Origin of the sequence: Sphingobacterium pedocola (genome assembly GCF_015209965.1) — a bacterium.
Taxonomy (GTDB): Bacteria; Bacteroidota; Bacteroidia; order Sphingobacteriales; family Sphingobacteriaceae; genus Sphingobacterium; species Sphingobacterium pedocola.
Map to the genome: position 1 here is coordinate 263,638 of NZ_MU158692.1, position 22,960 is coordinate 286,597.

A 22,960-nucleotide genomic window follows, 5' to 3' on the forward strand; every position below is an offset into this window, starting at 1 on the left:
CATTCTACCAAATTATTATAGAGACTGTTTTAAAAAGTTCTCAAAAATCTGAACTGCGTCATTGCAAACCTCATAGGGGAGCATGACGCGTTTTTCTAACACGTTCATTTCAACCCATGAATATTTTTAAATAAAATCAATTTTGTTTATATTCGTTGCTGAATCCTAAACAAACTGTTTTGAAAAGAAGACACTTTATAAACAAATCTACGGCAAGTATAGCCGCTCTTACGCTAACCAGCGTAGCTGCAAAAGCCAATATTGCTACAGAAAAAAAGGACTCCATACCCGGAACAATCGTCCATACCGTGTTCTTCTGGTTGAAGGAAGGTTTAGCGGAACAGGATATTCAAAATTTTACAGGCTTTTTTGAAGAACTCCGCAAAGTACCTACTGTACAAAGCCTACACTATGGGAAACCGGCCCTCACCACCCCGCGCGAAGTAGTCGACAATTCCTTTTCCTATAACCTGATTGTAACGTTCGCAAATATCGATGATATCAATGTATACGAAACACATCCTTTTCATCTTAAAGCAATTGAAAAGTATAGTCATCTATGGACAAAAGTAAAGGTATCGGACACGATGTTAGTAGCTTAAGCTAGTATATAGATGTCAGATTACGTGTATAGTTAATCTATAGCGAAAGCTTAAATCAGGCCTCGTGCCTTTAATTCTAAGTATTTATTTATTGAGTTAATACTCAAATCCGCTGGATTTGTATAGATGGTTTGTAAACCATTCCTATTGAGTTCCTGAACAATTAATTGCTTTTCGTAGACAAATTTTTCGGCAATAATTTTATTGTAAATATCACTCACTTTGGAAACCGGTTCCCTCGCCATATCTACCAGTTCTGTATTCTTAAATACCACGACAACGACAATATGGCTTTTTCGGAGCATCCTGAGATAAGTTAGCTGTCGGCGTAAAGAGTCTAAGGTTTCAAAATTGGTGTATATGAATATCAGGGAACGCTTATTGATGCGCTGTCGCGCAAAAGCATAGAGATTTCCAAATTCGGACTCTTCGAATAGCGTAGAAACACCATATAGCACATCGGATATCTTTCGAATCTGGTTGTTTCTCTTCTCCGCAGGCACGTGATTATAGATGTGTTTTGAAAAGGTAAGCATACCGGCCCGGTCCTGCTTTAATATCGCTGCATTTGACAGCACCAGCGTAGCATTGATTGCATAATCCAACAAGGTCATTTCACTAAAGGGCATCCGCATAGCTCTCCCTGTATCGATAAAAGAATAAATCGGTTGGGATTTCTCTTCCTGAAATTGATTTACCATTAGCTTACTGTGCTTGGCCGACGCTTTCCAATTCATATGCTTATATTCATCGCCGCGCACATATTCCCGTACATGATCAAATTCCAGTGTGGATCCAATCTTGCGAATGCGTTTTATTCCCAATTCTACAAGACGGTCGGTCGTCGCTAATAATTGATATTTCCGCATCTGAATAAAAGACGGGTAGCAAGGAATAACCCGGTTTTCGTCCAGTACAAACTTACGTTTAAATAATCCTATGTATTTTACTAATGCATTGCAGACACCAAATTGATATGTTCCACGTGTTACAGGTGTCAACTCAAACTGAATTTCTTTTGTGCCGAGTGCTTTGATTGAAATATAGAATTCATTATCCCGAAGTTGCAATTGTTCCGGAAACTCTTCCAGTACGTTAACCCGTACCATTAATGGAAAGGAGCTCGTAATTAAAAGGGAAAAGGGATTCGCATCTCCATTTGACAATTTCTCCGGGTACCTCCTTTGCAATATTATCCTATTTCTGGGGAAATATAAAATAAGGAGATCCCACGCACAAACTCCAAACCAACCCCACAGGAGTATATCCACCACAAAGCGAAATCCCGGTATATAGGCCGAAATAACATATAGAACCACAATACCCAACAGAATATAGAAAAACAGATTCGTGATATATAACCTCTTAAAAATCTTCATTTACCGAGGAATCTCTACACTTTCAATGATCTGACGGACAATATATTCCGCGGAAAATCCCTCCATCTCCTTCTCCGGCGTGAGCTGTACGCGATGTCCAAGCACAGCGGGTGCTACATACTTCACGTCATCAGGCGTGATAAAATCGCGCCCCTGTAACGCTGCAAAAGCCTTAGAAGATTCCAAAATAGCAATAGATGCCCTAGGAGACGCACCTAAAGTTAAGTTCTGATCTACACGTGTTTGTTGTATCGTTTGCGCGATATATTGGAGAATGTCTTCATGCACATAAATCAATTTTACCAGATGCTGGAAATGAATAAGCTCATCAATCGAAAGTACCGGCTGTACAAGATCTTCTTTATTTTTTGTCTTCTGCGCGTGGTGCTCCCTTAATATTACGAGCTCCTGTTCATATGCCGGGTAATGTACATCAATTTTAAATAAAAACCGATCCAATTGAGCTTCCGGCAACCGGTAAGTCCCTTCGTGCTCAATTGGATTTTGTGTAGCAAAAACAAGAAAAGGTGGAGTCAAAAGATAGGTATGTCCATCCACTGTGACCTGATTTTCGCTCATGCATTCAAATAACGCCGACTGTGTCTTAGCAGGAGCCCTGTTAATTTCGTCGATAAGTACAATATTCCCGAAAATAGGACCTTTCTTAAATTCGAATTCATTTGTCTTCAAGTCTAAAATCGCAGACCCGGTAACATCGGAAGGCATCAAGTCGGGTGTAAATTGGATGCGTTTAAATTCACTGCTAATTGTTTTCGCAATCAGTTTGGCGATGAGTGTTTTGGCCACTCCAGGCAAACCTTCTATTAACGAATGTCCTCCGGCAAGAATAGAAACCAACAACATATTGATCACCTTGTCCTGTCCGATAATCACCTTCTTCACTTCTCGGCGTACTTCGTCAAATTTGGACTGCAACAGCGCTACATCTATTCGATTCTCGAAAGCTGGTGTATATTTCTCCGGTATATTTTCTAATTCGTTCATATGATATTCGCTTTACTTTTAAAGTTTTCTATAATGTAGTTAATCAATTTAACATCTTCCACGGTAAAAGTTTCCCGACGCCTATATTGATCGATATGTGTTAGCAAAGATTGTGTTTCCGCTATCTCCACTCCTGATTTACGTGAAAGCTGTCTAATGAACTCCGGGTTCATCAGCTCCAATGTTTCCAACTGATAGCTGTTCCGAATTGCATACAGAAAGTAATCAATCTTTTTGAGAACAATATTTCCGGGCTTTCCATTTTCATAATATAGTGTGCCGATGGTCTTGGCAAAGTCTCTTGAAAGATTCGGTTCTGGCCTGAAAATCTTTACAGCGCGTTGTTCGCGCTTGCTTTTAAAAATCAGCAGCAATAGTAATCCTACCAATAATAGATACCATGCCTGTCGAAAACCGGATTGAGAGAGTACGACACGAAGTGGCGACCGCGACACGCTGCTATCGTAATAGTTGTCGATCCAGCGTATATTTTTATGGGTGACCACCTGTAACGCTTTACTCGAATAGTGGTAACCTGATTCGGTCAACATATTATAATTCGTAAATACCGAAGGAGAAGTATGCAAAAAGAAGTATCCTTTACCAAAGGATACTTTAATAAAATTAGGCATCACCCTGCCCCGCGCGTGCAAATTCCCCAGAATAGTACAGTTCTTACTGTTCAACTTAGTGAATACCGTAAAATCCGTTACTTTTTCCAATCGGATGCGTGCCGTATCACCCGCCAATGAATACATTACATTTTTATCCGAAGGAAAAAAAATCGAGTAACGCAACTCTTCCTGAGCTACTCCCAATGTATCCAATAGCCATTCGTCAACATACAGCGTAGAGATAAATGCTTCACCGCCCCCATGCACAAATTTTAAGAGCGGCTCCATCTTCGTATCACCATAAGTACCGTAATCAAGAATATCGATTAACGCAGTATTATACGCTTTGAGGCTGTCAAGTCGTTCAATCTCTTCGTAAGTGGCATCTTCAGTATCATTGATTTTCCTTTCAGCGCCAAAAATAGACGACAGTTCCTGATGTAGCACATACAATCCAAACGGTACTTTGTCGCGCTGATCGAAGGTTGGCGTCCAATTTATCGGTCGTCTTGTTCCAGCATCAATGAGCGCTATTCCTCCCAATACAATAATAATAAAGGCAATAATTATCCCCTTGTTCATGCCCACCTCTTTTGAAATTGTTGAAATATCTGCACATAATGCTCGTACTCTTTTTCCCCGATCGGAAATTCTCCGAACCAAACATGGTCAAAGATCGCAACACACGCTCGAAACTCCCTTTTCAATTCCGCATTATCTATTTCTTCCTGCAACTCCATATTCGTCTTGGTATGCTTCCAATCGATAACACCTTTTCGCGAGAGTATTTGAATATTGAGTAGTTGTTGGTATCGAATGGCCAACGGGAAATTTCCATTTTTTAATGCATCATGAATATAATCCTGCACATTAATATGCATTAAGTTCCGCTCGACAAACTGGACTTGCTTCCCGTCGCCAACTTCTTCATCCTCCAAATAGGCGATCAATTTATTTTTATTGAAGATGAGCTTATACATCAAAAATAAAAATATTACAGCACCTATCGCACCCAGTATATAAAAAAAGGTCCTGTTGACAGTGGTTTTAGATTTCGGGAATAAATCTTCCAACAACTTTACAACACGATTCCAGATCGTATCTATAAAGGTCATCTTCTGTGCTACGCTCTCAGAATACACAAAATCTTCTTCCTGATATTTAGCAATCAATTGTTCAAAGGTTTGTGTATTCGTATTCGCCAAATAAGGCGCAGACGGTATGGAATCGTAATATCTGCTTCGCCAATACTCGCGTACCTCTACCGTATCGGCAGATTCGTCATCTTCGAGAATCTCAAACTGTTGAGAAAAAGACTGGAAATGGGTTAAACAGAGCAACAGCAACAGCAATAATCTATCCATGATTACTCCTTCCGATTTTAGAAATTTTCTCAAAGATATCCTCTCCATACTTCAGCTCTTTCGCTGTCTCATAAATGATTCCGTAGCTCATAACTGCTAGCATGGCATATACAATACTAAATAGCGTCAACAAGCTTCCTCCACATGACACCAGTATTCTACCATAGAATGTATTAAAAAAATCGGAATTAAATTCCAGTGAATTATAAGCAATCAAACCAATAAGAAGAGAAGGGATCAGGACGACTAAGCTGAGCAACGATTGGAACAAAAAGCTCACCACATAAGACGCTATTCCGTATTCAAAAACCCTCTTTCTTAACGCCGAAAAAGATGACAGGAAACAATCTGTTAAATCGTCGTATCCCTCTCTATAGAGTAAAAACGCACAAAAGTACCACAAGCCGATCATCGCGTAAAATATACCCAATCCTACAGATCCTACCAATGGAATAAAGACACTTAAAAAAGTTACGATTCCGATCGGAATAACAGCAATAATGGAGACAATAAATGCCGCAGATAAAAACCGTATGTACTTTGCTATATTTTCTTTAAAATTTCTCCACACATCCCTTTCGTCAAATTCGAGTGTACGCGTATCGCGGATCAATAGAAAGTACTCTATTGCAAATCCAAAAGCGACCAGCGCCGTAATCGAAAGTATGATAAACGCAAATCCAATATTAAAAAACAGATCAACAGAGAATTCCGCAGATAGATTGTATTTCGTAGAAATATAATAGGAAACCAATACCATGAGACAAACAGGGACGAATAAAAGCCGAATCATTACTTTAGCACAGTGCCCCAAAATAATTTTAAGCAGATTAATGAAATCTTGAACAAACTCTCCGAGCTTGCGTTCCCGTTTAAATTCAAAATCCATTAAATCCATTCGTGTTTTTTTGCCATTTGCCTCGGTTTGATAATATAAGTATATACGATCGCCAACAGCGATAAGGTGATAATGAAGATGCTTAGCCACACCGAAACCTGGTAATATCGCGTCACGAAGCCCTCTAAAGTCCCAGCAACTATGAAAAAAGGAATCGTGCTAATCAACACCTTAGCCGCTCGTTTGGTCGTTCTTTTGAACGAGTCTAACCGCGTATATGATTTCGGAAACAAAATACTGTTTCCTATCGCTAGTCCACAGCCACCTGCGACGACGATAACAGACAGTTCTATCGTGCCATGTATCCAGATAGCGGTCAATGCTTCCTGGAACACACCATATTTATAAAATAAATAATGGAACGACCCAACCATTATTCCATTGCTAAAAAGAATAAAGCCCGTTCCTATGCTTAGAAAAATACCGTAGATAAAAGCTAAGAATGCTACTTTAATATTATTGATGGTGATAAAAAGTGCACCCCCAAAGCTATCGCCCTGTTGATATACGGCAGCAGGGTTACCCGCTTTTATATTGTCGATAGTCATATTAACATAGGTATCTCCCATTATCAAACGAACAAAATGCTCGTCGTACCGGGATGAAACAAATCCTATCGTATTCGCTAACAAGAAGAGCAACAATGAATAGATCATCGGTCGCCGAATTTGCCAAATTGCTTCGTATATTTCGTATTGAAAGAAATGAGCTAGTTTATTATTGGAGGATTTTTGATCCTTATAAATGATTTGGTGCGAACGAATTGCCAACTCATTCAAATATATATTGGTCTTACTTTTCGGATAAAATGTTTGTGCATACGCTAGGTCATTGGTGAGTTCAATATAATTTGTTGCAAGAATATCGGGATCAACCTCAGATTTATTTGCCAAATTATTCTCAATTGACACCCATTTTTCTTTATTTCGTTCGATAAAGGATGCTTCCCGCATAATTTAAATTTAAGTACCTATTCAAACTTAGATAAAATGCTTTGCATTTACAAGTTGCATATAAAAGCTAATTTAGCTAAGTTTATGTGATATGAACAAGCTGTACATTAACACCCCACAAAACGTAAAATTTGAATACAAATTAGCTTCCTTGGGGGCGAGGGTGCTGGCTTTTGCTGTTGATTATGGTATTATCATGGCGTATTTTATATTTACATTCCTTCTGCTTACTTTCTCCGGACTTCGTGACAGCAAAGACAATTGGCTGATAATGGGTATCGTATCCTTATCCTCTCTTCCGGCTATTTTTTACACACTCATTCTGGAAACGGCTATGGAAGGCCAGACCGTGGGTAAGCGCCTAATGAAGGTAAAAGTCGTAAAGATTGATGGAACACGCGCCACGTTCTATCAATATTTTATCCGTTGGATCAGCAATACTGTTGATATCTTCTTTAGTATGGGCGGATTAGGAATACTCAGCATCATTCTCACGAAGAATAGCCAACGACTTGGCGACTTAGCCGCTGATACGACTGTAATTAGTGTTAAAGAAGATTTAAACTTACAGGTAACGCTGTTTGAAGAGCTAACAGCGGAACACCGGGTCACCTACCCAGAGGTAGTCAGGCTAACAGACCAGGATGTCAACCAGATCAAAGATATTTTTGAAACCGCAAAAAGTCGAAAAAACTACAGTATTGTTTTAGCACTTGCTACACGTGTTGAGATCCTGTTGGGTATAAAATCACAGCTTGCGCCCGAAGATTTTATACCACTTGTTATACAAGATCACTATTACATATATAGAGACAAATAACCTAATCTATTATAAAGAGGTCGACGCCGACGATGTCTGCACCTGTCTATCTACTTTCTTTACCAATCCCTGTAGTACGTTACCCGGACCAACTTCTACAAAAGCTTCCGCTCCATCTGTCAACATATGCTGAACAGTTTGTGTCCATCGTACTGCCCCGGTCAGTTGAGCGATCAAATTAGCTTTTATCTGTGCCGGATCTGTATATGGCTTAGCATCTACATTTTGATAAATTGGGCAAGCAGGCGCTTTGATTTCTGTACCTTCAATTGCAGCCTGCAACTCGACTTTCGCTGGCTCCATTAAAGGAGAGTGGAAAGCACCACCGACATTTAATTTCAAGGCCCTCTTGGCACCAGCCTCTGTCAATAATGCACAAGCCTTGTCAACACCAGCTATTGATCCCGAAATTACCAGCTGTCCCGGACAATTATAATTCGCTGCTACAACGATATCTTCAATCTGCGCGCAGATCTTTTCTACCGTCTCATCGTCTAGGCCTAATATTGCCGCCATGGTCGAAGGTTCTAACTCACATGCTTTCTGCATCGCATTAGCACGTTTCGACACTAGTTTTAGGCCATCCTCGAAAGACAATGCACCTGCAGCGACCAATGCAGAGAACTCTCCTAATGAGTGTCCTGCCACCATTGAAGGTTTGAAAGACGCTCCCAGAGCTTTGGCCAGGATAACCGAATGTAAAAATATCGCGGGCTGTGTAACATTAGTCTGCTTCAGGTCCTCATCAGTACCACTAAACATGATATCCGTAATGCGAAATCCTAATATTCCATTCGCTTGCTCAAATAAAGCTTTTGATTCTTCGTTCGAAGTGTATAGGTCTTGCCCCATCCCTACAAACTGAGCACCTTGACCTGGAAAAATATATGCTGTTTTCATCCAAAAAATTAAAAAGTCAAAATTAAAAAATAAAAGTCATAACGGTGCAATCTATCAATCTTCAGGTACAAAAGCCAGAGATACCATCGTTGACTCGTCTAAAAACTCTTGCGATAGGGCCAGAATATCCGCTGCGCGCACTTCATCTATCTTTAGAAATACCTCTTCAAGCGATATAACCCTATTGTAGTCGATCATGTTTTTCGCCTCCGCAATGATCATACTCATGCGATTTTCTTCGGCCAGCGCGATCTGTCCTTTAAACTTATGCTTGGCACGTTGCAACTGGTAGGGCGAGATGGGTTGACTTTTCAGGGTATCAAGTTCTTTTTTAACCAAACGTACGGCCTTATTTAATTTCTCCTCATCTGTACCCAGATAAATACTAAAATTACCGGCATCACTATAAAGCGTTAAATTTGATTCAATGGTGTAGGCAATGCCGTGCTTTTCACGAATTCCCAGATTCAAGATCGAACTCATTCCGATACCGCCAAGCATATTGTTGAGCAATAACATGGCCGTCTTGCGGTCGTCGTAAATGCCGAACGTCTGCTTACCAAGCATATAATGAGCCTGATTAATTGGTTTATGCACAATGATCGTATTCGATTCGCTCCTCCCAACCAGATCATTTTTCTTGGCCGGTACGTTTCTCGTAATTTTACCAAATATTTTGTTGGCGACGCGCTCCATTTGCGTTTTGGTATAACGACCTGCTACCGCGATGATTATTTCCTCGGTATCGTAATTGGAAAGCATGAAATCATAGACGTCCTTTTTGGCAATGGCCTTCAGATCTGATTCCAATCCCAAGATATTATGCCCTAAACCAGAGTTTGCAAAAAGTAGATCTTCGAAATCGTCCATAATAGACTCTTCCGGGCTATCCAGGTAAGAGGCTATTTCATCCAATATCACGCTTTTTTCTTTTTCCATTTCATGTTCGGGAAAAGTGGAATGGAAAAGTACGTCTTCAAATAAATCTAACGCTCTCTCCAAATAGGGATTCAAAAACGATGCATGGATGCAGGTATATTCTTTGGTCGTATACGCATTCAGATCACCGCCTACCTGTTCCAAACGATTTAAGATCTGATTGGTAGAACGCCGTTCTGTACGTTTAAACAATAAATGTTCAATAAAATGGGCAACACCATACTTTCCCTCCAATTCATGACGCGACCCCGCATTCACGATCATACACGTGTGGGTAATCGAAGAATCTTGTTGGTGTAATAATATGCGTATTCCGTTATCCAATCGGATAAGATTTAATTCCTGCATGGAAAAATGAAATTAAAATGTTCGCAAAGCTACGTAATTAAATACAAAACGGCCGAAGTATCCTTCGGCCGTTCGTGCTATTGCAAGCATAATTACATTCTAGGCCGGCGCATTCCTCCCGGGAATGAATTGCCCGTATCAGGAGCCATACCTGAAAACTTCTGTAGTTTGAAGGTAAAGGTAAGCATGAAGTACCGTGCTAATCGATTCGTTCTGCTATCTGTTAAGATTTCGCCAACCGAGCGATTAATATTTGTTTGTTGGTTTAATAAATCAAACCCCTGCAAACGTATCGTGGCACGTTGATCCTTCATAAACCGTTGTTCTATATACGTATTGATTATAAAAGGATTTACATCCGTACGGTATCCTTTATTAAACTCCTTAGACAAGTCAGCTCCAAAGATTGTAGTGGGGGTAATATTTACAGAACCAATGATAGATGGCGTCAACTTAGACGTATTTGGTGATTCAAAATCTTGCAATGTAGAATTCGTGATATTGTAAGCATAACGTATCCCAGGATTAATTTCTAAATTTTCTGAGGGATTGTAACGGAAAAACAACATTTGGTTAAATACGGTATTATTTGTTACAGCTTTTAGAAATTCGCCTCCGGTAACGTTGGTATTCAAATAAGAAATGCCCTTGTTAAAGCTTACCCCACCTCCATACATAATATTGTATGTTTTCTCTTTTAACGATCTACCATAGTGATAGAAAGAGTTAATTGAATAAATCGGATCGGATTCATTTTTATAACCTACCTGTTGGTATAAACCATCGCCATCAACAGTATAGCGTCTATTCAATGATACGATCTTATCTTGTGTTAGCTCTGCCCGGAGCATGGCAAAAAATGTTTTCCCTTGTTGAAAATCACCAGAGCGGAAACGCAAATTCATCGAATGCCTAAATTCTGGATCTAACTCTGGATTACCTATAGTAATATTTGTTCGGTTAGTCGACACCTCAAAGGGGAGAATTTGTGAAACTCCTGGCTCTGACGAACGACCAGAATAATTCAACGTCAAGTTAGACTGCCTAGAGAACTTATATTCAAATCTAGCGATCGGAATAACATTAAAATTAGAGCGATCAATTCGTGCCGTTTCGGTTGCCGAGAACGCGTCACCTTTCAACTGTGAGGGTTGTACAGATGCGCCTAAAGAGTATTTGATCTTATCGCTTTCAAACATATAGCTTGCGCCTACACGATGCGTTGTAAACTTATAGTCGTAATCGTACGCATAGTTTAAACCAGGTGTAGTTAATGGATTGCCCTCCTCATCCACTCCTCTTTGATGATTGGAGTTGTCATAATCATTTGTATTTAAATCATATGATATTTCTAATTTACTTTTATCCGTTAATGGCTCTAGGTAGGATAAAGTAGCCCCCGCATTCCAACTTTTATTTTCTACTTCACGTAATGTCTGTTCATAAATATCGTTAATAGGTGCATCCTGATTAGCAGGATCATAAACCAAACGATCCAAAACTTGGTCTAATTCATTTTTGGTTACCGCATTATCGTAGTTAAAGTTGAAAAACAAATTTCTCCCCTTATCATTTAACTTCCGATTATACAATCCCGAAAAGTTGTATCGCGGAGAATTCACATCGCTAACTGACGTTTGCTCCTGAATATTATCCAACAAACCGTCCTGATAAAAAGTTGAATTAGATTGATTATCGGCACTATTTTTATTAAACCCAATTTGAGGTGTCAATTTAATATAATCCCTATCCGAAATATTCCATTCCAAATTTCCTTCAAAACGATGGTTAGCGCGAATACTATTATTATCTTGATCGGATTCTTCCGTCAGGTTTTGGCCTATGTATTCAGTAAATGAATTAGAAAGGGTATTATTATCGTCCCGCCCGAAAGAATAACTTCCGTAGACTTTTAATTTGTCGCTAAAATCGTGACGGATATTCAACCCGAGCGATCCGGTGTTGGTAATACCTTCGGATCCACCGAACATTCCGCTACCACCACGGCCACCGCCACCACCCTGACGACCACGCGCACCACCACCCATGGAATTGAAGTCGAAAAGATTAGCGTTCATATTATTCAGATTACCTAAAAAAGAAACTTGTGTCTTATCTCTAAAACCCATGACCATTCCTGTGGCTTGGTAACGTTCTTCGGTGCCTCCGCCAACGCGCAGGGTAGTTGCATACCCGTTATTATATTGCGGGTCGATTTGGATATTCAGTACCTTCGTTGACTCTCCTGATTTATTTCCAGTAATATTAGCCATATCCCCGTAATCGTCCACGACTTGGATTTTATCAATAATATTTGCAGGCAGGTTTTGAGTAGCTGTTTTTACATCTCCACCAAAGAAATCTTTCCCATTGATGCGTACTCTTGTAATTGCTTCACCTTGCGCGGTGACGTTTCCGTCCTTATCGACTTCTACCCCCTGCAATTTTTTCAGCGCATCTTCTGCGACAGAACCCTCTCTTAATTTTAAATCTTTGGTTCCATATTCCACTGTATCACCTTTTACCTGTACCGTAAGAACCCCACTGACGACGACCTCCTCAAGCATGTTTGGAATCCCTTTAAGCTCAAAAGACGGGATAATCATTTTCTGTTCACCTATCGGAAAGGTAAATTCTTTTTCGAAAGCCTCGAATCCCAAACTTACAATACGGATTTTAAACTGATTACCCTTTACATTATTAAATGTATATATACCCGCTTGGGAAGAACTTGTCCCTAACGAATCTTGATCCGACACCAATAACACCGAAGCTCCAGCCACTATACGTGAAAGCGAATCTCTCAGCATACCCTGCACTATCTTTCCCGTCTGCGCACGTATAGAACCCGTACCCGTTAACAAGAAGATAAGAATTAAGGATTTTAATAAACGACTCATATTATTTGATTTTCTCTTCATTTTACTATTTCACTTTACCAAAGATCCACACATCCGTTTTGAATTTATAGGGATTACGGACGGATGTCGTGGGCTGGACTCTACCATACATGGGGTAAGACGTATTGATAGACCTATTTTTTGCCATTTTCTGTAATCGGGCAAAGCTATTGTTGACCACAAGCTGGATCGCAATCTCATCTTCCTTAAACTGAATAAGATCTAAGGGAATCACCGACTCATACACGAGATTCTCATTGCTATCCAGTTTTACAACACTTTTGACACCATAGCTATTTTCAAAAGAAAGAAGCCCGTCAACCACCTTTGAAAAGCCCGTTACATAGTACCCCCTGGAACTAGTTAATAGCTCCTGCCGAAATGCGGAAACATTTAGGTCTTCGATCTGAGCCAATGCACGCAAACGCTCCCTATCTGGAAAAGGGTATATCAGTTGAGCTCCATCTTTCTTTTTACCCGTATAACTAATGTTCACAATGATGCCATTTCGGATGGCTTCCTGCCTCAACATAGGATCTTGGACATGCACTGCAACCAACAATTTATTTTCCTCCTTCACGACACCGAATGACCAAGCGTCACCTTCTACAGGAACTAGTTGATCTTTCCATTCGTCTAGCGCACCATCCACCGTGATATTGGGTATCGATTGAAAAGTATACACTTCCGACTTTTTCTTTTGTGAAAAAGACGCAAATGGTAAGCACCCTACAACTAATAATGCCCAAAATTTATTCATCGTTGAATTTATCTGTATTTTTAAATAACAAAAACTGTGGAACTTATTTTAAACAAGTCCATATCTTTGTACAAAAGAACAAATAAGTAACGTAAATTAATGTTAACGACATTATATCACAGATAAGTTACACTTTGCACAATAATACGATGTTACTATCTCATTTTCAACATACATATATCGAAGCCGGCTGTGATGAAGCAGGACGTGGCTGTCTTGCAGGACCTGTTTTTGCCGCCGCCGTAATATTCCCATCCGGCTACCGTAACCCCATATTGAACGATTCTAAGAAACTGTCGGAAAAAAAACGCATGGAGTTACGTCCCATCATTGAGAATGAAGCACTGGCATTTGCCGTAGCCAGCGTCTCACCACAGGATATAGATAAAATCAACATTCATAATGCCTCATACAAGGCCATGCACTTAGCACTAGATGCATTAGCCGTAAAAGCAGAATTCATTATTGTCGATGGCAATAGGTTTATTCCCTATCAGGATATAACACATGAGTGCATTATAAAAGGAGACGGAAAATACCTTTCGATAGCTGCAGCTTCTATTTTAGCAAAAACCTATCGGGATGATTTCATGACCGGCCTAGCGAGAGAGTATCCGTCCTACAATTGGAAATCAAATAAAGGGTACCCTACCATAGCGCACCGTAATGCCGTATTGCAGCATGGTTTCACACCCCATCACCGCAAGACATTCCGTGTTACCGATCCACAGTTAAAACTCTTTTAAAAAACACGATATCATCCACCTTACAAATCGAAGGAAGGAAGGAAGGAAGGAAGGAAGGATTGCAGATTGGTTTGGATACAACTTTTGGGGGTAATAAAAAGGAAGGTATAATTTAATCGGTGTCTTTTGTCCCTCGCTCCACCTGTCCGCCATTGGCCATGGCAGGGCTTCCTTCTTTTCTCTCAAAAGAAGCAAAAGTCGTCGCTGTACCCATTTGCCACGTTGGCTAGTGCCTCCTCCTGCAAAAGGCAAATGGCTAAGGCGACATTTGTCGGGCATGTAAGGATAGTGCATTGTTATATGATTATTATAATACTTCAGCTGAATTGAAAAAAGACGGCCTTAGCGGATTTGGACGTGCAGGCAGCAGATGATGCGTTGCAGAAGCTTACAATTAGCACTCAGCCAAGCAGATCTCAGCCCTTGCCGTGGGGCAGAGCGGTGGCGGCCTAAGAGCTGTGCACTGCATCATCGCGTCGCCGAAACGACAAATACGGTATCAGCCTTGATTTTTTGCTTCGTTTTTTATCAAAGAAAAAATGAAGGCCCTGTCGCGGCGAGCGACAAACTGTTTAAATTAATACCTCCTTTTAACCCCAATAATACACCACAGAAAACCGAAAAGACATATTTCTTCCGTATTCAAAAATCTCTTTTCCTTAATATCTCTATCGAATCCCTCCTTATGCCTTTTTAGGCTGTCGCTTTCTGTTCGTATACCATACGACAGCAATCAGTCCAACAACTAAAACAATAGAAGCGATTAAAGAAACTAAATTACTAATGCGCATCGTCGAAGGAGCAAAAATAAATTCAACCTTATGATTTCCTCCTGGGAGTTGTAATGCTCTCAATATGTAATCCGCTCGCAAAATAGGCACTTCTTCACCATCAATATACGCTTTCCATCCTTTTTCATAATATACTTCAGAGAATACTGCAAAAGCATCATGAGGCGAGGAATATTCATATTTCAACGTATCGGGGTGGTAGCTCACCAACTTTATCGCTGCATTCCCAGGCTGTCCCAAACGACCCGCGTTAATTTTATTTTTAAACTCTTCATGCACAAACGCCTCTTTTAATGGGTTAAAGCTACTGATGGCCTGCATTTCCTGCGCATTATCCTTTACGAAAGTCACCTTATCTACGAACCAAGCATTCCCCGCGGCAGTACTTCTCCTTTGGATACGTTCGGCACCATTAGAAGCATCTTTCGTCATTATATACCGTACGTTGAACATATCCAATACATCTTCATTGATGGCACCATTAAATTGATGTTCCAAGATCTCTTGAAAACGCATCAATTTCGCAGCGTGGTAACCCCCTAAATTCTTATGAAAATAGGATGCATGTGCATCTGAGAACGGGTTTGTTGTTAAATCCAACACCCGGTAACTTGGGTCTTTATCCATTCGAATCAACTGATCCACTTCCTTCTCATCGATTGGCCTTTTCGTCAGCCTTTCTTCCATAAACGAATTCTCGTTCAAGTATCGTTTATCCACCGACCATAAGTCTACCAATGTTACTACACCTAAAATAGCCACAAACACCGTAGACGTAATCTTCTTCTTGTACAATCCCCATACTGATGCGAAGACTAAAGTCACAATGAATAGGGAGCGCCACGCATCCGCGGAGGCCAGCGCTGAACGATCCTTTACTAATGCACTGCCCAATTGCTGTCCCATATTCGCATCACCAAGCTGTTGGCCTAATCCCGCTACAAGTTCGCTGTGATTGGACGATTTAAAATTCAAAAACAGATCAGGTAAAAGAGCTATGAGCAAACAAAATCCCCCCACGCCTATAAACGTATACAAGATTTTCTTGTCCAACTTCGGTATCTCCTGTGTCCGATCCATCAGCTCCTGTACCGCCAAAATAGCTAGGAGCGGAATAAGAATAGAAACAATGACCAAAATAGATTCTACTGCCCTAAACTTATTATATAAAGGCACATAGTCGAAGAAGAGATCAGATACCAATGGAAAATGGCGCCCCAAAGCCAATAAAACAACGAGAGCAGAGGCAGCAAGGATCCACCACTTCAAGCGATCCTTAACAATTATAATTCCCAATACAAATAGAAAGAAAATCCCAGCTCCAAAGTACCACGGTCCCGAAGTACCCAAGTGTTTCTCACCCCAATATGTTGGCATATATTGCGCAAACTGTACCGCTTGTCCTTCGGGGACACCAAGGCCCGTAAGAAACTTAACGGCATTCGACTCTTTACCGAGAACACCCTGTGATTTACCTCCGTATGCGTTTGGAATAAGAAAGGTCATGTTTTCACCGATTCCCTGGCTCCAGGCATAGGCATATTCCCTATCCAGACCACCATCTTTCGCACCTTCTTCAACCTTCACAATATTCGCTTTACCTCGGGTGGTCAGTTTACTGTATTCATAAGTCGGGAATAGCACCGAAGCATTCACCAACACCGCGATTACCGCTGCGGCCAACTGCACTGCAGTTGCTTGTGCAAATTTGGGCAGCTTCTTATCACGAATAGCATAATACAACTCAAAACCAACCAAAACCAACATAGCAATAAACAAATAGTACGTCATCTGAATATGGTTGGTTCGAATCTCCAAAGACAAGAAAACCGCCAATAAAACAGATCCCCATAATCGATTGCCTCTATAACATAGGATAATAGCTCCTATTATGGGTGCCATATACGCTATGGCATATGCCTTATTCACATGCCCTGCTTCAATATAAATAAAATTATAGGATGAAAATGTAATCGCAATGGCACCTACGGCCGCTAACCACGGTTTTACACGCAGTACACTAAGCAAAAAATATGCACCCAAAAGGTAAATTAATATTACATCAGCCGGCAATGGGAACACTAATTTAATCGCCCTATTGATATAAGTCGTTACGTTTGACGCGTGTTCATACCATATTTGGTAAGTAGGCATACCGCCAAACATGGAGTTTGTCCATTCGGGAGCATGCCCGTCTTTCGCCTTATAGTCGAAGAGCTCTTTCTGACTGCCTAAAGCCTGTACAACGTCATGTTGGGCCAAGGCCTTACCCTGCCATAACGGCGTAAAATAAAAAATTACCAATAATATAAATATGGCAACTATAATAAGATGTGTCGAGTTCTCCTTAAACCAGTTTTTCATCAGATACATTTTCTTTTTAAAAGTGATGAAGCTATCGTAAGCATATTACTTTGCCGTGTGCAACTGCTATCTTTACGATGGTTCATGTATAATTTAATGGTTATGCTTTTTCCGTATGGCCAAAAATAGATAAATGATTTTAATATTCCCTAACTATAAAAAGCTAGTTTCCTTTTTCAATCATTTTTTTTATATCAGAAAGCTCACCGAATAATACCAACAAATCGCTTTCACGTAATATCGTATCCGATTTAGCGATTCCAGAAGCTTTTTTGCTCACAGCGTTCTTTCCTTTCTGTGTATTCTCTGATAGATGTAAGGTGGTCAAAACAATCACCTTATACTTATTCGTCAAATCTGCCTCTTTTAACGTGAGTCCGATATACTTAGCGGGGACTTTGGTCTCTATAATACTGTATTTGTCCGAGATCTTGAAAGAATCCACGATATCAATATTATCTAAGCGAAGTGCCAGGCGCTCGGCCGCTTCTTCCTCCGGCATAATATATTCATCAATCTGCATGGCTTCCAATACGGTCTTCTGCAAATCAGAGACAACTCTTCCAATGATCCGCTTTACATTAAACTGCTTAATCAGTGCTGTGGTAAGCAAAGAGGCTCCCTCATCTTCGCCTATCGCTATTATCACCGCATCGCTATCTTTCAGCGGCAATGCACCTACCGCCTCCTTGTCCGTTGTGTCCATACATACGGTATGGGTAATCCGGTCCTTCAACTGTTCAACAATGCTGAGACTTTTATCTGCAGCAATCACCTCGTGCCCTAATTCGGTCAAATGAATCGCCAATGATCTCCCAAAATGCCCTAGGCCTAAAACAATGTATTTCATCAAAATTCTCCTCTAAACCATCAAAATAATATCTTTTCAGATGGATAAATATAACTCTTGTTCTTAATATTCTTTATAAATGCCACGAGTAATGTTAATGTACCCACCCGCCCCACGAACATCGTGAACGCCAAGATTATCTTACCCGAGCTACTTAGCGAAGGTGTGGCACCGAGACTTAGGCCACAGGTCGTATACGCCGATATCGTCTCAAAGAGGAGCATTTTCATTTCCTTTTCTGGCTCTGTAAAACTCAGTAACACAAAAGAGAACGTGATGGTAACTACCGAAAGGATAATAATAGCGAAAGCCTTGTTGACAGATTCAGGGGCAATCCTTCTTTTATAAATCTCCAGAGAATCTTTTCCCCTCGCCAAGGACAATATATTCATCAATGCAATAGCCACCGTAGTTACTTTTACTCCACCGCCAGTAGAACCAGGCGCAGTGCCTATCCACATCAATGTCGTCATCATAATCAGGGTAGGAGCACTCACCAAATTTAGATTTACGCTATTAAATCCTGCAGATCGCGAAGCATTTGCCATGAAAAAAGACGTTATCCATTCTCCTATAGCCGTACGATCTTCGATCAGGGTATGATGCTGTTCCATGACAAAATACGAAACAGTCGCCAGCACCATTACGATCAAATTACAGGTAAGTATGAATTTAGAGTTAAAGGTAAAAGCCTGCGGTTTATGAATATATTTTTTATTAAAGATTACCGTATCCACAAGTCCTTTAAACTTAGCCTTAAAATAAGTGTAAAAGTTGAATACCGTACCGAATCCCAGGCTACCAAAAACAAAGATAGCAGAAAGCGCAATCTGAAAACCGTAATTGTATCTATAGGTATCATTCATTACCCCGTCCTTGATAACGGTAAAACCCGAGTTACAAAAAGAAGAGATCGCATGGAAAGCACAGAAAAAAACCTTTTCTCCTAAACTACTGAACGCCACATTGTCGAGTGAAATAAAAATAAATATCCCTCCGATAAACTCGAAGAGTAGCGTGATGAATATAATGGTTAGCAAGGTCGATATGACTGCATTCAATTTCTTCTCTCCTAATATTTCTCCAAACATCAGCTGATTTTTAAACGAAAATCCGCCAGAAAAAAAATAGCCAAAAAAACCGGTGAATGTCATGATCCCCAGACCGCCAACCTGTATCAGTAGCATAATGATCCCCTGTCCAAATAGCGAAAAGTTGGCAGAGATATCGGTCACTGTCAACCCGGTGATACATACTGCACTTGTCGCCATAAAAAAAGCATCTACAAAACTCAGGGGCGCAATTAAAGTCGTTCTTGGAAGCATGAGTAAAACAGTACCTATCAGAATAAGGCCCAGAAAACTGATGACGAATAATATCGTCGGATTAAAATAAAAATTGTCGAAGAAGAGGCTACTTTTAGATAACTCAGATAAAAACACGACAGCGATTCCCACGTACAACCACTCATCTTTCGCAAAAAAGGATAGGATAGGCTCAGTCGAAATCCGGGAAACCATGATAAAAAAAAAGTAAAAAATAACGAGAATCCCGGAATAATTGGAAACGTTTATTTTTTTTAACACAAAAATCGAAGATGCAATACGGATAAGTTCTAACACAAACAAACCGTAGAACATGTACAGAATTGCCGTTCCCGTTTTCAACGCTATGCCAGCGTCCGTAATGTATCCCACGTGCACAATGACTGTAAATGCGCAAATCATGCTCACATAGAGCATGATTTGATCAACTACTTTTTTTCGATATGTGAATACAAACTTTAAAAAGCTAACGAGAACCTCCATAACACAAACATAGGAATATTAAACTGTGTTTACTTTTCGTCATCGTTCTTTGGCTTGTCTTTTTTCTTAAATATACCTCTTATAAAACCTTTTGTTTTATTGACTGCCGAATTGGATTCTTTTACCGCTTCCTGAGCCTTAGCTGCAGTCCCCGTTAATCTCGCTTCCCGTTCGGGGCTTATGCCCGCTGTTTGCTTTATACCGTCCAGCAAGCTTTGCCATAGCGTTTTAAAGAAGGTATGCTCCGGGTCACGCTTGTAGTTAATCTTGCCTACGTGGTAGATTTCATTTGCATCGGGATTGCTATCGTTGATGATAATTTGATTCACCAAGAAGGAAATTATCTTTTTAGACGTCTGCGCTTTACCTTTTTCTTGTTCATTAAGGAGATTAATTTTTAAATTGTTGTAATCGAATCTAAAATCACCCCAATTCCTATGATCAGTGCCCTCCATATCAAAAGTCACTTTCTTCATATTTCCTGAAGCCAATTCGACATTTAGCAGCGGTTTCAAAATACGATTGAATGCTGTGGCATTCATCGCTCCGACACTACCCTTATAGGTATGGTAACCATTCTTACTCAACATGTCAAAACCAAATTTCGCGTGTAAGCTTCCCGAATTCATGATTTTTGCCGAGAGGTCCGCCCGCATAAACTTGTCCTTTTTAAGTACCGACGTATCATTCGTTACATTCGTCAAATTACCTTTCGCATTATTAAAGCTAATAGAACCCTCTTTCCCATATTTAGCACTAAATTCATGATACGTAATGGTCACGTTATCTACAAAAACAGTATCCAACCGAATCAGGCTATTCAGCTTCATTAGCTGTTGGTGAGGAGAACGCCCTATTTTATTCTTGGGATATTTGGGGTATCGCTTATCGTTTGATAAGTCAACGATTCCATTTTTTAATTCTACGCTACTGGCAATCGTTTTTCGATCTTCTAACAATTGCTTGAAATCCAAATGTTCAAGACGTAGCGTATCAAACTTCAGAATCGTCATCGTGATATTTCTGTTCTTCTGCTTAAAAAAAGCAGATTTAGCCATTTTGGGCTCATAAGCAAACTTGGTCAATAAGAGATTCTGGTCTTTTGTATTAATGCTTAAGTCGTCAAACTTCAACTTATAGAAACCATCGGAAAGATCGTATTCAAATCCCGGGACGTGTACATCGATCATTTTAGTGTAGAAAAGACGGCTAGAATCACCAATCGACGTTTTGTCGACTAAAACGTCATGTATTTTAACCGTAACCTTATTAAGTTCGACTCCAGTGGATTTTCCAGCGTTGAGCTTTGAATACGTAAACTTAACATTATCCAATTGCACATCGCGCACGTTCACGGAAGTGAAGATGTTTTCTATGCTTTCGTAAAGCGTCTTTTTGGGTTCGGTGGATAGGGTGTCGTTGAAAGCGTGCTGTTCCGACATTAAATGAATTTCCGGTTCTTCAAGAAAGATGCTTTTAATATACAACTGCCTGCTTCTTAGCACATCCCACAAACTAAATCTCCTAATCTTCAAGGCCTTAAGTTTGATATGAAAACGATTATCAGGCGCAGATTGATTCGTTATCATTTGCTGATAAATCGCAGAATCGGGAATCAATTCGACCTGACGAAGCGTAACATTTCCCAATCCGATGTTGAGATCCAAATCGTCGTAGGTTAATGTATACAGTCCATTTGAGGACTTGTGCACCACTTCCTTAAGCTTGGTTTCTAGGATAGGTTTCCAATTTCTCCCGTAGTACCATAGCACGCCACCTACTGTCAAAAGCAGGAGTGCCAGAATGATGAGTATCCATTTCCAGATTGGTTTCATATGTATATAACTTGCTTTTTTCTGTTGGCATCATGGATATTTCATAATCCGGCTCGATTCACCCAACTTTTCATTAAACAAAAAAAAATATCTTTTGTTTTAATTAAAGGTATGCTTATCGTCGCGTATCCTCATTATTATATATACTAATGTAGCTATCGTAACGAGAAGATTCTATATCACCTTCTTCCACGGCTTCCAATACCACACAGCCCGGTTCATTTAAGTGTCGGCAGTTATTAAATTTGCATTTGTTCATCAATTGCCGCATCTCAGGAAAAAAGTGGGATAGTTCCCGCTTTTCGATATCCACTATTCCCAATTCACGAATTCCGGGCGTATCAATCAATTTACCGCCAAATGGCAGATCGATCATTTCGGCAAATGTTGTCGTGTGCTTACCTTGGTCCGACCAATCAGAGATGTTGCCCGTTCTCAATTCCACCCCGGGTACAATCCTGTTTACCAAGGTAGACTTACCAACACCAGAGTGTCCAGATACCAAGGTTACCTTATCTTTCAACAGATAACGAATTGCATCTATATTCGTTCCCTCCATGGCCGACACCTCATAACACGGATATCCAATATTCTCATATATCGATTTGTATTCCCGCAATATTTCCAAACCTTCGTCGCTGAACAAATCCAATTTATTAAATACCAAAATAGCAGGGATATCGTAGGCCTCCGCAGTCACTAAAAAACGATCAATAAACCCCAGGGAAGTGGGGGGAGAGGCCAATGTTACCACTAAAATAGCCTGGTCTAGGTTCGCCCCGATGATTTGTGTTTGCTTAGAAAGGTTTACAGATTTACGGATTATATAGTTTTTACGCGGTTCTAATACGTTGATGACACCACTTGCCTGATCGGGTTCTAAATCAAAATGCACCCAATCGCCCACGGCAATAGGGTTTGTAGTCTTGATCCCTTTGGTTCTAAATTTTCCCTTGATGCGACAATCGTATTGCTCCCCGTCTTCTCCCAAAACCTGATACCAACTTCCGGTAGATTTTGTAACTAGTCCTCTCATACTTTTAAACTTACCGATTTATCCATCATATCCTAATACAAAAGTCGC

General features: G+C 40.2%; 18 protein-coding genes. 3 read left to right on the forward strand and 15 right to left on the reverse strand.

Features of this window, described 5'->3' with window-relative positions; all coding sequences use genetic code 11:
* Nucleotides 1-179: 179 nt before the first annotated feature.
* A complete protein-coding gene (locus C4F40_RS19330) occupies nt 180-602 on the forward strand; it encodes a Dabb family protein (protein ID WP_196941061.1) in 423 nt (140 codons plus the stop codon).
* Between the two features lie 50 nt (nt 603-652).
* On the opposite strand, the gene C4F40_RS19335 is transcribed toward C4F40_RS19330, so the two are convergent.
* The 6 genes from C4F40_RS19335 to C4F40_RS19360 are packed head-to-tail and all read right to left on the reverse strand — an operon-like array spanning nt 653 to nt 6,815.
* Nucleotides 653-1,981, reverse strand: coding sequence for a DUF58 domain-containing protein (locus C4F40_RS19335; protein ID WP_196941062.1), 1,329 nt, complete (start codon nt 1,979-1,981; stop codon nt 653-655).
* On the reverse strand, nt 1,982-2,986 hold the full coding sequence (locus C4F40_RS19340; RefSeq protein WP_196941063.1) for an AAA family ATPase: 1,005 nt from the start codon (nt 2,984-2,986) through the stop codon (nt 1,982-1,984).
* Nucleotides 2,983-4,182 carry a DUF4350 domain-containing protein gene (locus tag C4F40_RS19345; RefSeq protein ID WP_196941064.1) on the reverse strand — a complete coding sequence of 400 codons (1,200 nt, stop codon included), beginning with the start codon at nt 4,180-4,182 and terminating at the stop codon, nt 2,983-2,985. The genes C4F40_RS19340 and C4F40_RS19345 overlap by 4 nt, the downstream gene beginning before the upstream one ends.
* Nucleotides 4,179-4,964 carry a DUF4129 domain-containing protein gene (locus C4F40_RS19350; RefSeq protein ID WP_196941065.1) on the reverse strand — a complete coding sequence of 262 codons (786 nt, stop codon included), beginning with the start codon at nt 4,962-4,964 and terminating at the stop codon, nt 4,179-4,181. Before C4F40_RS19350 ends, C4F40_RS19345 begins: the two co-directional genes overlap by 4 nt.
* On the reverse strand, nt 4,957-5,862 hold the full coding sequence (locus C4F40_RS19355; RefSeq protein ID WP_196941066.1) for an ABC transporter permease: 906 nt from the start codon (nt 5,860-5,862) through the stop codon (nt 4,957-4,959). Before C4F40_RS19355 ends, C4F40_RS19350 begins: the two co-directional genes overlap by 8 nt.
* A complete protein-coding gene (locus tag C4F40_RS19360; protein ID WP_196941067.1) occupies nt 5,853-6,815 on the reverse strand; it encodes a stage II sporulation protein M in 963 nt (320 codons plus the stop codon). Before C4F40_RS19360 ends, C4F40_RS19355 begins: the two co-directional genes overlap by 10 nt.
* 91 nt (nt 6,816-6,906) lie before the next feature.
* On the opposite strand from C4F40_RS19360, the gene C4F40_RS19365 reads away from it, so the two are divergent.
* Nucleotides 6,907-7,635 carry an RDD family protein gene (locus tag C4F40_RS19365; RefSeq protein ID WP_196941068.1) on the forward strand — a complete coding sequence of 243 codons (729 nt, stop codon included), beginning with the start codon at nt 6,907-6,909 and terminating at the stop codon, nt 7,633-7,635.
* A gap of 9 nt (nt 7,636-7,644) precedes the next feature.
* Here the strand turns inward: C4F40_RS19365 and fabD are convergent, their stop codons facing one another.
* The 4 genes from fabD to C4F40_RS19385 all read right to left on the reverse strand — a co-directional run bounded on the left by fabD (nt 7,645) and on the right by C4F40_RS19385 (nt 13,482).
* On the reverse strand, nt 7,645-8,535 hold the full coding sequence (fabD, locus tag C4F40_RS19370) for an ACP S-malonyltransferase (protein ID WP_196941069.1): 891 nt from the start codon (nt 8,533-8,535) through the stop codon (nt 7,645-7,647).
* Nucleotides 8,536-8,589: 54 nt separating this feature from the next.
* Entirely contained in the window at nt 8,590-9,822 is a 1,233-nt protein-coding gene (locus tag C4F40_RS19375; RefSeq protein WP_196941070.1) for a M16 family metallopeptidase, read from the reverse strand.
* A 92-nt stretch (nt 9,823-9,914) separates the two neighbouring features.
* Nucleotides 9,915-12,722, reverse strand: a complete 2,808-nt coding sequence (locus C4F40_RS19380; RefSeq protein WP_196941071.1) for an outer membrane beta-barrel protein — start codon at nt 12,720-12,722, stop codon at nt 9,915-9,917.
* A 25-nt stretch (nt 12,723-12,747) separates the two neighbouring features.
* Nucleotides 12,748-13,482, reverse strand: a complete 735-nt coding sequence (locus C4F40_RS19385) for a hypothetical protein (protein WP_196941072.1) — start codon at nt 13,480-13,482, stop codon at nt 12,748-12,750.
* Nucleotides 13,483-13,631: 149 nt separating this feature from the next.
* Here C4F40_RS19385 and C4F40_RS19390 point away from each other — a divergent pair, with 149 nt between their 5' ends.
* Complete coding sequence (locus C4F40_RS19390) at nt 13,632-14,228, forward strand: ribonuclease HII (protein WP_196941073.1); 597 nt, start codon at nt 13,632-13,634, stop codon at nt 14,226-14,228.
* Between the two features lie 683 nt (nt 14,229-14,911).
* On the opposite strand, the gene C4F40_RS19395 is transcribed toward C4F40_RS19390, so the two are convergent.
* From C4F40_RS19395 to rsgA, 5 genes are all read right to left on the reverse strand, one after another.
* A complete protein-coding gene (locus C4F40_RS19395; RefSeq protein WP_196941074.1) occupies nt 14,912-17,383 on the reverse strand; it encodes a YfhO family protein in 2,472 nt (823 codons plus the stop codon).
* A 163-nt stretch (nt 17,384-17,546) separates the two neighbouring features.
* Nucleotides 17,547-18,233: a potassium channel family protein gene (locus tag C4F40_RS19400; protein WP_196941075.1), complete on the reverse strand. Its 687-nt coding sequence runs from the start codon at nt 18,231-18,233 to the stop codon at nt 17,547-17,549.
* A 20-nt stretch (nt 18,234-18,253) separates the two neighbouring features.
* Complete coding sequence (locus tag C4F40_RS19405) at nt 18,254-19,960, reverse strand: TrkH family potassium uptake protein (protein WP_231390148.1); 1,707 nt, start codon at nt 19,958-19,960, stop codon at nt 18,254-18,256.
* Between the two features lie 110 nt (nt 19,961-20,070).
* Nucleotides 20,071-21,876: a hypothetical protein gene (locus C4F40_RS19410; RefSeq protein WP_196941077.1), complete on the reverse strand. Its 1,806-nt coding sequence runs from the start codon at nt 21,874-21,876 to the stop codon at nt 20,071-20,073.
* A 115-nt stretch (nt 21,877-21,991) separates the two neighbouring features.
* Nucleotides 21,992-22,912 carry a ribosome small subunit-dependent GTPase A gene (gene rsgA, locus C4F40_RS19415; protein WP_196941078.1) on the reverse strand — a complete coding sequence of 307 codons (921 nt, stop codon included), beginning with the start codon at nt 22,910-22,912 and terminating at the stop codon, nt 21,992-21,994.
* Nucleotides 22,913-22,960 lie beyond the last annotated feature (48 nt).